The sequence below is a fragment of the Aurantimonas sp. Leaf443 genome, assembly GCF_001425575.1.
Lineage (GTDB): Bacteria > Pseudomonadota > Alphaproteobacteria > Rhizobiales > Rhizobiaceae > Leaf443.
Genome location: NZ_LMRD01000001.1, coordinates 406,310 through 419,486 on the forward strand (window position 1 = coordinate 406,310; position 13,177 = coordinate 419,486).

The following is a 13,177-nucleotide window of genomic DNA, read 5'->3' on the forward strand; positions in this document are numbered from 1 at the left end:
GCGGCTATAACAAGGTGACCGCCCCGGCCGGCCGCGCGGTTTATTGACATAAGCATATGTTTATGTGACCACCTGCGCGACCCTCGCATCGGATCGACCCTGCCATGAACGATACGCTCGACACGCTGTTCGGCCCGCTCGGCGCGACCCGCAACCCCGAGGAGGCCGCGCGCGCGCTGGCGGCGGCGGCGGCCGAGCGCATCCTCATCCTCGACGGGGCGATGGGCACCGAGATCCAGCTGCTCGGGCTCGGCGAGGAGGACTTCCGCGGCCGTCGCTTCGAGGGCTGCGAATGCCACCTCAAGGGCAACAACGATCTCCTGAACCTCACCCAAGCCAAGGCGATCGAGGACATCCACTACGCCTACGCCATCGCCGGCGCCGACATCGTGGAGACCAACACCTTCTCCTCTACCTCGATCGCCCAGGCCGACTACGGCATGGAGGCCGAGGTCTACGACCTCAATTTCGAGGGCGCGCGCATCGCCCGCCGCGCCGTGCTGCGCGCCGAGAAGGAGGACGGGCGCCGCCGTTTCGTGGCCGGGGCGCTCGGGCCGACGAACCGCACGGCCTCGATCTCTCCGGACGTCAACAATCCCGGTTTCCGCGCCACCTCCTTCGACGACCTGCGCATCGCCTATGGCGAGCAGCTGCGGGGCCTGATCGACGGCGGCGTCGACGCGATCCTGATCGAGACGATCTTCGACACCCTGAACGCCAAGGCGGCGGTCTTCGCCTGCGAGGAGGTGTTCGCGGAGACGGGCGTGCGCCTGCCGGTGATGATCTCCGGCACGATCACCGATCTCTCCGGCCGCACGCTCTCCGGCCAGACGCCGACGGCCTTCTGGTATTCGCTGCGCCATGCCCGGCCCTTCACCATCGGCCTCAACTGCGCGCTCGGCGCCTCGGCCATGCGCGATCATCTCGCCGAGATCGCCGGCATCGCCGACACGCTCGTCTGCGCCTATCCCAATGCCGGCCTTCCCAACGAGTTCGGCGAATACGACCAGGGCCCGGAGGCCATGGCGCGGGAGGTCGAGGCCTTCGCGAGGGACGGGCTCGTCAACATCATCGGCGGCTGCTGCGGCTCGACGCCCGACCACATAAGGGCGATCGCTTCGGTCCTCTCGAAATACCCGCCGCGCAAGGTGCCGGGCGTCAGGCCGCTGATGCGCCTGTCGGGTCTCGAGCCCTTCACGCTGACGGCCGACATCCCCTTCGTGAATGTCGGCGAGCGCACCAACGTCACGGGCTCGGCGAAGTTCAGGAAGCTTGTCACCGCCGGCGACTATGCCGCCGCGCTCGATGTCGCGCGCGATCAGGTGGCCAACGGCGCGCAGATTATCGACGTCAATATGGACGAGGGCCTGATCGACTCGAAGAAGGCGATGGTCGAGTTCCTCAACCTCGTCGCCGCCGAGCCCGACATCGCGCGCGTGCCGGTGATGATCGACTCCTCGAAATTCGAGGTGATCGAGGCCGGGCTGAAATGCGTCCAGGGCAAGCCGCTGGTCAATTCCATCTCGATGAAGGAGGGCGAGGAGGCTTTCCTCAAGGTCGCCCGGCTCGTGCGCTCCTACGGCGCGGCCGTCGTCGTCATGGCCTTCGACGAGGCGGGCCAGGCCGACACCTACGAGCGCAAGGTGGAGATCTGCACGCGGGCCTACGAGCTCCTGACGAAGGAGGCCGGCTTCCCGCCGGAGGACATCGTCTTCGACCCCAATGTCTTCGCCGTCGCCACCGGCATCGAGGAGCACGACGGCTACGGCGTCGCCTTCATCGAGGCCACGCGCACCATCCGGCAGACGCTGCCGCACGCCCATATCTCGGGCGGCGTCTCCAACCTCTCCTTCTCCTTCCGCGGCAACGAGCCCGTGCGCGAGGCGATGCACGCCGTGTTCCTCTACCACGCCATCCAGGCGGGCATGGACATGGGCATCGTCAATGCCGGCCAGCTCGCCGTCTACGACACGATCGACGCCAGGCTGCGCGAGGCCTGCGAGGACGTGGTGCTCAACCGTCGCCCGGCGGGCGAGGGGAGCGCCACCGAGCGCCTCCTCGACATCGCGCAGGCCTATCGCGGCATCGCCGGCCGCGAGGCGCAGGCGCGCGACCTCTCCTGGCGCGAGAAGCCGGTCGGCGAGCGCCTCGCGCATGCGCTCGTCAACGGCATCACCGAGTTCATCGAGGAGGACACCGAGGCCGCGCGCGCGGCGGCCGAGCGGCCGCTGCACGTCATCGAGGGCCCGCTGATGGACGGCATGAACGTCGTCGGCGACCTCTTCGGCGCGGGCAAGATGTTCCTGCCGCAGGTCGTGAAGTCCGCGCGCGTGATGAAACAGGCCGTCGCCTATCTCCTGCCCTTCATGGAGGAGGAGAAGAAGGCGAGCGGCGAGACGCGCCAGGCGGCCGGCAAGGTGCTGATGGCGACCGTGAAGGGCGACGTGCACGATATCGGCAAGAACATCGTCGGCGTCGTCCTCGCCTGCAACAATTACGAGGTGATCGACCTCGGCGTGATGGTGCCGGCGCCCAGGATTCTCGAGGAGGCGCGCAGGCACGGCGTCGACGTGATCGGCCTGTCCGGCCTCATCACGCCCTCGCTGGACGAGATGGTGCACGTGGCCTCCGAGATGGAGCGCCAGGGCTTCGACATCCCGCTCCTCATCGGCGGGGCGACGACCAGCCGCGTCCACACGGCGGTGAAGATCGACCCGAACTACACGGCCGGCCAGACGATCTACGTCACCGACGCCTCGCGCGCCGTGGGCGTCGTCTCCAACCTCCTGTCGCCGGAGAATCGCGGCCCCTATATCGAGAAGATCAAGGCCGAATACGTGAAGGTGGCCGAGGCCCACGAGAAGGGCGAGCGCGACAAGCAGCGCCTGTCGCTGAAGGGCGCGCGCGACAACGCGTTCAAGGCCGATTTCCGGACGGCGAGGCCCGTCGTGCCGAGCTTCCTCGGCACGCGCGTCTTCGACGATTGGGATCTGCGCGAACTCGCCCGCTATATCGACTGGACGCCCTTCTTCCAGACCTGGGAGCTGAAGGGCCGCTATCCCGCGATCCTCCAGGACGAGGCGCAGGGCGAGGCGGCGCGCGGGCTCTTCGCTGACGCGCAGGCCATGCTGGCGCAGATCGTCGAGGAGAAGTGGTTCCGGCCCAAGGCCGTCATCGGCTTCTGGCCGGCGGCGTCCGTCGGCGACGACATCCGCCTCTTCACCGACGAGACGCGCGAGCACGAGCTTGCGACCTTCTTCACCCTGCGCCAGCAGCTCTCCAAGCGCGGCGACCGGCCGAACGTGGCGCTCGCCGACTTCGTGGCGCCTGCCGGCTCCGGCATTGCCGACTATGTCGGCGGCTTCGTGGTGACGGCCGGCATCGAGGAAGAGGCGATCGCCAACCGCTTCGCCAAGGCCAATGACGACTACGCCGCCATCATGGTCAAGGCGCTGGCTGACCGTTTCGCGGAAGCCTTCGCCGAGGCCATGCACGAGAAGGTGCGGCGCGAGTTCTGGGGCACGGCGCCGGACGAGAGCTTCTCGCCGGAGGATCTGGCGGGCGAACCCTATGCCGGCATCCGGCCCGCGCCCGGCTATCCCGCCCAGCCCGACCATACCGAGAAAGAGACGCTGTTCCGCCTTCTCGGCGCCAGCGAGGCGATCGGCGTGACGCTGACGGAGAGCTACGCCATGTGGCCGGGCTCCTCGGTCTCGGGCCTCTATATCGGCCATCCCGAGAGCTATTATTTCGGCGTCGCCAAGGTCGAGCGCGACCAGGTCGAGGATTATGCCTGCCGCAAGGGCATGGCCGTCGCCGACGTGGAGCGCTGGCTCTCGCCGATCCTCAACTACGTGCCGCAGAAGCCCCTGGCGGCGACGCAGGCCGCCGCCGAATAGGGCTCAGCCGAAGAGCCCGGCGACGGGAAAGCGGCCGGCCGCCGGCATGCCGAAGGTCTCGCCCGGTCGCTCCGCCCGCGCCTGCGCCGGCGGAGCGGTGCGCGCGACGCTCGACGCCGCGTCGAGCGGCGGGGCGGGCATCTGCGGGCGCTGCGCCGCCGCCACGTAGCGGTCGAGGAAGATCTGCATCTCGGCGGGCGGGAGCTTGACGCGCGTGCGACCGTCGAGACTCTTGCGGCGGTCCCAGTTCGCGGCGATCGAATGGACGCGCGCCACCGTGGGCAGGCATTCGAGCAGCGCGCCCGCCTCCTCGTAGGTCACCCAGATCTGCGGCATCGCCCGTCTCCCTTCGTCCTGCCGGAACGGTGCAAGCAAGGCTCTGAGGAAACGCTGGAGCCAGATCCCTCAATTTGAACGAAGGCACGAAAAAGGGGCCCGCGGGCCCCTTTCGTCGTCTGCGAACCGTCGCCCGACGCTATTCGGCCGGGGCGGGGTGGGCGCCGCCCGCGGCGATCTGCGGGCTCGCGTCCTTCGGCTTCTTCTTGTCGCGTGACAGGAGCTTGTAGAAGAGCGGGATGAAGAAGATCGCGATGAAGGTCGCCGCGAGCATGCCGCCGATGACGCCGGTGCCGATGGAGTGGCGGCTCGCCGAGCCCGCGCCCGTCGAGATCGCCAGCGGCACGACGCCGAGGATGAAGGCGAGCGAGGTCATGATGATCGGCCGGAAGCGCAGCTTGGCGCCTTCGAGCGCGGCGTCGAAGGCCGAGAGACCCTCCTCGCGTTTCAGCACCGCGAATTCCACGATCAGGATCGCGTTCTTGGCGGCAAGGCCGACCAGCGTGACGAGGCCGATCTGGAAGTAGACGTCGTTCTCCAGCCCGCGCGCCCAGATCGCGACGAGCGCGCCGAAGGCGGCGAAGGGCACCGCCAGGATGACGGCGATCGGCAGCGACCAGCGCTCGTACTGGGCTGCGAGGATGAGGAAGACCATCAGGATGCCGAAGCCGATCGCGATGGCGCCGGTGCCGGCATTGGTGAGTTCCTGATAGGCCGAGCCCGTCCAGGCGACCTCGTAGCCCTCGGGAAGGGCGGCGGCGGCCGCCTCCTGCATCGCCGTCAGCGACTGGCCGGAGGAGTAGCCGGGGGCGGGGCCGCCGGAGACCTTGGCCGCGTTGAAGGCGTTGAAGCGCTCGATGAGGTCGGGGCCGACGACGCGCTCGACCTTGAGGAGCGAATCCAGCGGGATCATCGAGCCGTTGGTCGCCTCCACATAGACGAAGCGCAGGTCGTCCGGCTTCTCGCGGAAGGCCGCTTCCGACTGCAGGGAGACGCGGTAGTTGCGCCCGAGAAGGGTGAAGTCGTTGACATAGAGCGAGCCGAAGGTCGCCTGCATCGTCTCGAAGATCGAGGCGATGGGAACGTCCAGCGCCTTGGCCTTCTCGCGGTCGACGTCGATCCGGTACTGCGGCACGCTGGCCGAGAAGGTGGTGCGCACCCCGGCAAGCTCCGGCCGCTTGGAGGCTTCGGCGACGAGCGCGTTGGTCGCCTCGATCAGCTTCTGGCTGCCGCCGCCCGTGCGGTCCTGCACGAAGAGCTCGAAGCCGCCGGTCGTCGACAGGCCCTGGATGGGGGGCGGCGAGAAGGCCAGCACCATGCCGTCCTTGATGCCGGCATTGAGCCCCATGAACGTGCCCGTGAGGTTGCGCGCGTCGAGGTCCGCGCCCGGCCGGTCCTTCCAGTCCTTCAGCGTGATGAAGGCCGCGCCCGCGCTCGATTTCGAGGTGCCGGCCAAAAGGTCGAAGCCGGCGAAGGCGACGACGTTCTCGACGGCCGGATGGTCCTTCACGTTGTTGGAGAGCTGGCTCATCACCTCCGTGGTGCGCGCCAGCGAGGCGGCGGGCGGGAGGATGGCGACGGCGAGATTGGTGCCCTGGTCCTCGTTCGGCACGAGGGATCCCGGGATCGAGGTGAAGAGATAGGCCGCGCCGCCGCAGATGGCGGCGACGAGGACCAGCGCGACGAAGACGCGCCGCATGAGGAAGGAGACGCCCGCGCCATAGGCGTTGGTCAGCTTGTCGAAGGCGCTGTTGAACCAGCGGAAGGGCGCGAATCTCGGCGTGCCGTGGCTCGGGCGCAGGATGAGGCCGCACAGCGCCGGCGTCAGCGTCAGCGCCACGATGCCCGAGATGGTCACGGACACGGCGATGGTGACGGCGAACTGCCGGTACATGGTGCCGGCAAGGCCGCCGAGGAAGGCGACGGGAATGAACACGGCGCACAGGACGAGCACGATGGCGATGACGGGCCCTGTGACCTCGCCCATCGCCTTGGCGGTCGCCTCCTTCGCGGGCAGGCCCTCCTGCGTCATGATGCGCTCGACATTCTCCAGGACGACGATCGCGTCGTCGACCACGATGCCGATGGCCAGCACGAGCGCGAAGAGCGTCAGGAGGTTGATCGAGAAGCCGAGGGCGAGGAGGATGCCGAACGTGCCCACGATCGACACGGGCACGGCGATCATCGGGATGATCGTGGCGCGGAAGCTCTGCAGGAAGACGAAGACGACGATGAAGACGAGGACCATGGCCTCGATGAAGGTCTTGATGACCTCCTCGATCGAGACCTTGATGAACTTCGTCGTGTCGTAGGGGATGGCCCAGCGCAGGCCCTGCGGGAACTGCGCCTGCAGCTCGGTCATGCGCGCGTTGACGAGTTCCAGCGTGTTGAGCGCGTTGGCGCCCGGCTGGAGATAGATGCCGATCGGCACCGTGGGGCTGCCATTGGACGTGGCGTTGAAGCTGTAATCCTGCGCGCCGAGCTCGACGCGGGCGACGTCGCCGAGCTTGAGCTGGGAGGCGTTGGCGTCCGAGCGCAGGATGATGTCCTCGAAGGCGCGCGCGTCCGGAAGGCGCCCGGCCGTCGTCACCGAATAGGTGAAGGCGAGGGGATTGGAATTGGGCTCGGCGCCGAACTGTCCGGCGGCGAACTGGGCGTTCTGCTCGCGGATGGCGGTGGCGACGTCGGTCGGCGTCAGGCCGTATTGCGCGAGCGCGTCCGGCCGCAGCCAGATGCGCATCGAGTAGTCGCGAGCGCCGAAGAGCTGCGCCTCGCCGATACCGGGAATGCGCTTCAATTCGTCGAGGACGTAGAGGAGGGCGTAGTTCGAGACGTAGGTCGCGTCGTAGCGCGGGTCGTCCGACGACATGGTGATGACGGCAAGGATCGACGAGTTCTGCTTGGCGACGGTGACGCCGAGGCGCTGCACCTCCTCGGGCAGCGAGGGCACGGCCTGCTGCACGCGGTTGTTGACGTTGATCGTCGCCTGGTCGGGATCGGTGCCGCTGGCGAAGGTGACCGTGATGGTCGCCGAACCCGTCGAGGAGTTCGTCGACTGCATGTAGATCATGTCCTCGACGCCGTTGACCTGCTGCTCGATGGGAGCGGACACGGTCTGGGCGATCGTCTCGGCGCTGGCGCCGGGATAGGTCGCCTGGATCTGGACCTGCGGGGGAACGAGCTCGGGATATTGCTCGATCGGCAGAGCGGTCATCGCCATGATGCCGCCGAGGAAGATGACGAGCGAGATGACCGTCGCGAAGATCGGACGGTCGACGAAGAAGCGGGGATTCATCGCGCCGCCTCCGCGGTGCGACGGCCGGCGGCGGCGGCCTCGCGCGCGTCGCTGCCGCTCGGCAGCGATTCCAGCGGCACCGGCGGGCCGGCCTCGCTGCGCCGCTCGCCGGCCTGTGCCGCCGCCGGGGCGCCGGCGGGCGTCTCTCCGGAAGCGGGCGCGGGCTGCGTGCCGGCGGGCTCGCCCGCGGCCATCGGGGCGGCTGCGGCGGGCGCCTCGCTCGGCTGCACCGGCGCGTCCGGCCGCACCTTGACGACGCCCTCGGTGATGACCTTGTCGCCGGCCGACAGGCCGCTGCGCACGATGAGGCGCCCGCCCTCCAGCTCGCGCCCGATATCCACCGGCTTGACCTTGGCGACGTTGCCCTCGGCGATCGTGTAGACGAACGTGCCCTGCGGGCCCTGCATGAGCGCTTCGGTCGGGATCGCGACGGCGTTCTCGATGGAAAGGCCCGTCAGCCGCAGGCGCACGAACTGGCCGGGCAGGAGGCGGCTCTCGCCGTTCGGCAGGACGGCGCGCGACAGGATCGTGCCGGTCGTCGCGTCGATCGAGGTGGAGGTGAAGTCGATCGTGCCCTTCTGCGGATAGGTGGTGCCGTCGCCGAACAGGATCTCGACGGAGAGGTCCTCCGGCTTGGAGGCGCCCTGCAGCGTGCCGTTCTCGACGAGCTGGCGGATCGAGCGCGCTTCGGTGTCGGCGGCCGAGAAGTTCACGTAGACGGGATCGAGCTGGGTGATGCGGGTAAGGAGGTCGCCGACCGCCAGGAGGCTGCCCTCGGGCACCTGTTCGAGGCTGGTGATGCCGCTCGCGGGCGCCTTCACCGTCGCGTATTCGAGCGAGAGGGCGGAGGTGCGGGCATTGGCCTCCTGCGCGGCGAGCTGGGCTTCGGCGAGCTTGCGGGCGGAGACCGCGTCGTCGAGATTGGCCTGGCTGGAGGCGCCGCGCTGGGCGAGGGCGCGGGCGCGCTCCTCGTTCAGCCGGGCCTGACCGAGCTGGGCCTGGGCCTGCAGGATGAGCGCCTGCGCCTGCGCCACCTGCGCCTCGTAGGTCGCCTTGTCGATCTGGAAGAGGACGTCGCCCTGCTGGACGCGCGCGCCCTCCTCGAAAGTGCGCTGCAGGAGGATGCCGGCGACGCGCGCGCGCACTTCGACGAGCCGCGAGGCCTCGACGCGGCCGGCATATTCGTAGGTCACCGGAATCGTCTGCGGGGCGACCGTCATCACGGTGACGGCGGGCGGCGGCGGGGCCTGGCCGGGCCCTTGCGCGAAGGCCTGTCCCGCGGGGAGGAGAACCGTCGCGACGAAGGCCGCGGCGAGACGGCGGAGCGAGGAGATCGTCGGCATGGAATGGCCTCTTGCGCGGCGGACAGTCTTGCAATGCAGCATACATACATTCATAAATGTATCTCGACAAGCGCCGCCATGCCCGCCATTCCGTCCCGAAAGGCCCACCGTCCATGAGGCGAACCAAGGAGGACGCCCAGCGCACGCGCGAGGCGATCCTGGATGCTGCCGAGACGCTGTTCTTCGAGCGCGGCGTGGCGACCACGACGCTGACCCAGATCGCCCAGGCGGCGGGGCTCACGCGCGGCGCCATCTACTGGCACTTCGAGAACAAGCTAGAACTGTTCCTGGCAATGCAAAGCCGTGCACGCCTGCCTCAAGAAGAGTTTTTCCTGCCGATGGAGGGTCGGCCGGAGCGCACGCTGCAGGAACTTCATGCGCACACGATCGAGGCGCTCGACTTCATCCGCCGCGACGAGCGGACGCGGCGCGTGATGACGATCCTGATGCTGCGCTGCGAATATGTCGGCGAGATGCAGGGCGCGATGACGCGCCGCTGCGATGCCGAGGATTTGATGCACCGCACGCTCGTCTCCATCTTCGCCAATGCCAAGGGCAGCGGCGAACTGGACGGCGCCTGGAGCGCCACCGAGGCGGCGACGGTCTATATCGCGGCCGTCGGCGGGCTCATCCAGGAATGGTTGCGCAGCGACGGACGCTTCGATCTCGTGGGCGCGGGCGGGCGGCTCCTCGAGAGCGTCATCGCCGGCTTCGTGTGCAAGGGCGCGGCCGGGCGGGGCCGAGACGCGCAGACGACGGTGACGGTGGCGCAGGCCTGTTGCGGATCGCCGCCGGGCGAGGAGCCCGGCGCCTTTCCTGCGACGCGGGCGCGCCGGGGATGAATCTCCTCCCGCGATGCGGCGATTTGGAATGGCGAACGGTGCAAAGCGGGACGAACCGGCCTATGTTCCCGCGCGAAAGAGGGCGCGGTCGACCATCGGCCGGCCTTGCCACGACCAGTCGCCGGGACGCTCGCCCGTTCCCGCCGGCGCGACGTCCGCCGGCCATGACCGAAGCACAAGGATTGCGATCGATGAACTCTCTCGCCCTCCAGGACGAGCCGAAGGCCTTCCCGATCCCCGCCGGCGTCTTCGCCGAGACGGTGACGAAGGTGACGCATTACACCGATCGCCTCTTCGCCTTCCGCATGACGCGCCCGGCCGGCTTCCGCTTCCGCTCCGGCGAGTTCGTGATGATCGGCCTGCCCAATGCCGAGAAGCCGGTCTTCCGCGCCTATTCCATCGCCAGCCCCGCCTGGGACGAGGAACTGGAGTTCTTCTCCATCAAGGTGCCCGGCGGCCCGCTGACCGAGCATCTCCAGAAGATCGCGGCCGGCGACACGGTGCTGATGCGCAAGAAGTCCACCGGCACGCTCGTCCACGACGCGCTGGTGCCGGGCAAGCGGCTCTTCCTCTTCTCGACGGGCACGGGGATCGCGCCCTTCGCCAGCGTCATCCGCGACCCCGAGACCTACGACAAGTTCGAGGAGGTCTATCTCACGCAGACCTGCCGCGAGGAAGCCGAGCTCGCCTATGGCAAGGCGCTCGTCGCCGAGATCGAGGCCGACGAGCTGATGTCGGAATTTGCCGCCGGCAAGCTCAAGCTGCATTCGAGCGCGACCCGCGAGGGCGCCGCAAGGGGCGAGCGCGTCACGACGCTGATCGAGACCGGCAAGCTCTATGCCGATCTCGGCATCTCCGCCCTCGACCCCGCCACCGACCGCGCGATGATCTGCGGCTCGATGGCCATGCTGCGCGAGACCGAGAGCCTCCTGAAGGCCCGCGGCTTCGAGGAGGGCGCCAACAACAAGCCCGGCACCTACGTGGTCGAGCGCTCCTTCGTCGACTGAACGAGGCCGCAGTCGGTTCTTCGAGAGCCCGGTCGCCCCACGGCGGCCGGGCTCTCGCGTTTGAGGGGCTCTCTCGGCTCTCGCCCGCGGCGAAGGAGCCCGCAAGCCTCCCGCACGCGCCGGCGTCCGCCCCGGACGAGAGCGGCCTGACGATGCCGCGTCGGCGCTCGCGTCGTCCGGGGCACGGCGACGCCCCGCGAGCGCCCGTCCGGTCCCGGCGTCAGCCACACGCTAGCTCCGGTCCTTAACCTTCGCTTAACCCGCCGTCGTTTAGATCGAGCCGTAAGCGAAAATTAACCCTCATGACCAAGACGCTCACCGACACCCGCCCCATTCGCCTGAAGGGCCGTTCGTTCCTCGCGCTGGTCCTCTCGCCGGAGATGCCGCTCGACAACTGGCTGGCGCGGCTCGACGATCTGGCCTCGCGGTCGACCGGCTTCTTCCTCGGCCGCCCGATCGTGCTCGACGTCGAGGGGCTGCAGATCGATCAGGCGAGCCTGAAGGAGCTTCTGGGCGAGCTCGGCGAGCGTTCGGTGCGCGTGATGGGCATCGAGGGCGCACGCCCCTCGATCCTGGGCATCGGCATGCCGCCGGCGATGAAGGGCGGGCGCCCGGTCGCCGACTTCGAGCCGCCGGCAGCGCAAGCCGCGCCCGAGCCGGCGCAGAAGGCCGGCGCCAAGGGCAAGGGCGCGCCGAAGGCGGCGCCCGCCGAGCCGGCGCGCATCGAGATGCAGACGCTGAAGGCGCAGCCCTCGGTGATCATTTCCGAGCCGGTGCGCTCGGGCCAGTCGGTGATCTTCCCGGAAGGGGACGTTACCATCCTCGGCTCCGTCGCCTCGGGCGCGGAGGTCGTGGCCGGCGGCTCGATCCACATCTACGGCACGCTGCGAGGGCGCGCGATGGCAGGCTCCATCGGCAATTCGGCCTCGCGCATCTTCTGCCGCAAGCTCGAGGCCGAGCTCGTGGCGATCGACGGCCTCTACAAGATGGTCGACGACATGGACCCGAAATTCCGTAGCCAGCCCGTTCAGATCTGGCTCGACGGCGACACGATCAAAGCGGAACTACTCGCCTGAGCGGCCATGATGGCCTGCAGATGATGCCCGGCGGACAGACAAGGAGAACAGGGATGGCGAAGGTAATCGTGGTGACGTCCGGCAAGGGCGGCGTCGGCAAGACGACATCGACGGCAGCGCTCGGGGCAGCCCTCGCGCAGCGCGGCGAGAAGGTGGTCGTCGTCGACTTCGACGTCGGACTGCGCAACCTCGACCTCGTGATGGGCGCCGAGCGCCGCGTCGTCTACGATCTCATCAACGTCGTGCAGGGCGATGCCAAGCTGCAGCAGGCGCTGATCCGCGACAAGCGGCTGGAGACGCTCTACCTCCTGCCCGCCTCGCAGACGCGCGACAAGGACAACCTGACCCCCGAGGGCGTCGAGGTCGTCATGAACGAGCTGCGCAAGACCTTCGACTGGATCATCTGCGACAGCCCCGCCGGCATCGAGCGCGGCGCGACGCTCGCCATGCGCTACGCCGACATCGCCGTCGTCGTGACCAATCCGGAAGTCTCCTCGGTGCGCGACTCGGACCGCATCATCGGCCTGCTCGACGCCAAGACGCAGAAGGCCGAGCGCGGCGAGCGGATCGAGAAGCACCTTCTCCTCACCCGCTACGACCCCGTGCGGGCCGAGCGCGGCGACATGCTGAAGGTCGAGGACGTCCTGGAGATCCTCTCCATCCCGCTCGTCGGCATCATTCCCGAGAGCACGGAAGTCCTGCGCGCCTCCAATCTCGGCACGCCGGTGACGCTCTCCGACACCAACAGCGCGCCGGCGACCGCCTACCGGGACGCGGCCCGGCGGCTGGCCGGCGAGAGCGTGCCCATGACCGTGCCGGGCGAGAAGCGCGGCCTGTTCGGGAAGCTGTTCACGCGGAGGGCAGCATGAGCCTCTTCGCCTTCTTCAACCGGCGCTCCACCGCGCCCATGGCGCGCGAGCGCCTGCAGATCCTGCTCGCGCACGAGCGCACCGTCGTCGGCCATTCCGACCTCGTGGCGCTGCTGCGCGAGGAAATCCTCTCCGTCATCGCGCGCCACGTGCCGATCGACCGCGAGAAGGTCAACGTCAAGATGGACCGCGGCGATCAGGTCTCGACCCTCGAGGTCGATATCGAGATCCCCGTGACCGCGAGCGTGCGGGCGGCCTGAGGCACCCGCGCGAAGAGCCGGCGCCCGTCCGAGCGCCGGTCTTTGCAAAGAAGGAGGACTGACCATGACACGAGCGGATCTCATCCGGCGGCTCCAGGAGCTGCAGACGAGCCCGAAGTTCGAGAAGCGCGACATCCGCACCATCAGCGCGGTCCTGTCGTTCGAGGCGCTGAAGCGCCATGTCGAAGTGTGCGAGCAGGCGGTCGCCCGCTGAACGACGACGCCTTCTCGAAGGCGAGACATTCCGACG

At 68.6% G+C, this 13,177-nt stretch carries 10 protein-coding genes; 7 read left to right on the plus strand and 3 right to left on the minus strand.

Features of this window, described 5'->3' with window-relative positions:
• Positions 1–104 precede the first annotated feature (104 nt).
• Positions 105–3,899 carry a methionine synthase gene (metH, locus tag ASG48_RS01780; RefSeq protein WP_055844276.1) on the plus strand — a complete coding sequence of 1,265 codons (3,795 nt, stop codon included), beginning with the start codon at positions 105–107 and terminating at the stop codon, positions 3,897–3,899.
• A 3-nt stretch (positions 3,900–3,902) separates the two neighbouring features.
• Here the strand turns inward: metH and ASG48_RS01785 are convergent, their stop codons facing one another.
• The 3 genes from ASG48_RS01785 to ASG48_RS01795 form a co-directional block, all read right to left on the minus strand.
• Complete coding sequence (locus ASG48_RS01785) at positions 3,903–4,235, minus strand: hypothetical protein (protein ID WP_055844277.1); 333 nt, start codon at positions 4,233–4,235, stop codon at positions 3,903–3,905.
• A gap of 139 nt (positions 4,236–4,374) precedes the next feature.
• Positions 4,375–7,530 (minus strand): efflux RND transporter permease subunit, encoded by a 3,156-nt coding sequence (locus ASG48_RS01790; RefSeq protein ID WP_055844280.1) that lies wholly within the window; start codon positions 7,528–7,530, stop codon positions 4,375–4,377.
• On the minus strand, positions 7,527–8,873 hold the full coding sequence (locus tag ASG48_RS01795) for an efflux RND transporter periplasmic adaptor subunit (RefSeq protein WP_055844284.1): 1,347 nt from the start codon (positions 8,871–8,873) through the stop codon (positions 7,527–7,529). The genes ASG48_RS01790 and ASG48_RS01795 overlap by 4 nt, the downstream gene beginning before the upstream one ends.
• 113 nt (positions 8,874–8,986) lie before the next feature.
• Between ASG48_RS01795 and ASG48_RS01800 the strand changes: the two genes are divergently transcribed.
• From ASG48_RS01800 to ASG48_RS18495, 6 genes are all read left to right on the plus strand, one after another.
• Entirely contained in the window at positions 8,987–9,715 is a 729-nt protein-coding gene (locus ASG48_RS01800) for a TetR family transcriptional regulator (protein ID WP_156381399.1), read from the plus strand.
• A gap of 191 nt (positions 9,716–9,906) precedes the next feature.
• Complete coding sequence (locus ASG48_RS01805) at positions 9,907–10,722, plus strand: ferredoxin--NADP reductase (protein WP_055844286.1); 816 nt, start codon at positions 9,907–9,909, stop codon at positions 10,720–10,722.
• 302 nt (positions 10,723–11,024) lie between these two features.
• Positions 11,025–11,798 (plus strand): septum site-determining protein MinC, encoded by a 774-nt coding sequence (gene minC / locus ASG48_RS01810; protein ID WP_055844290.1) that lies wholly within the window; start codon positions 11,025–11,027, stop codon positions 11,796–11,798.
• Positions 11,799–11,851: 53 nt separating this feature from the next.
• Entirely contained in the window at positions 11,852–12,667 is an 816-nt protein-coding gene (minD, locus tag ASG48_RS01815) for a septum site-determining protein MinD (RefSeq protein WP_055844293.1), read from the plus strand.
• Positions 12,664–12,927 (plus strand): cell division topological specificity factor MinE, encoded by a 264-nt coding sequence (gene minE / locus ASG48_RS01820; RefSeq protein WP_055844296.1) that lies wholly within the window; start codon positions 12,664–12,666, stop codon positions 12,925–12,927. The genes minD and minE overlap by 4 nt, the downstream gene beginning before the upstream one ends.
• A 64-nt stretch (positions 12,928–12,991) precedes the next feature.
• Positions 12,992–13,141: a hypothetical protein gene (locus ASG48_RS18495; protein ID WP_200939552.1), complete on the plus strand. Its 150-nt coding sequence runs from the start codon at positions 12,992–12,994 to the stop codon at positions 13,139–13,141.
• Positions 13,142–13,177: the final 36 nt, after the last annotated feature.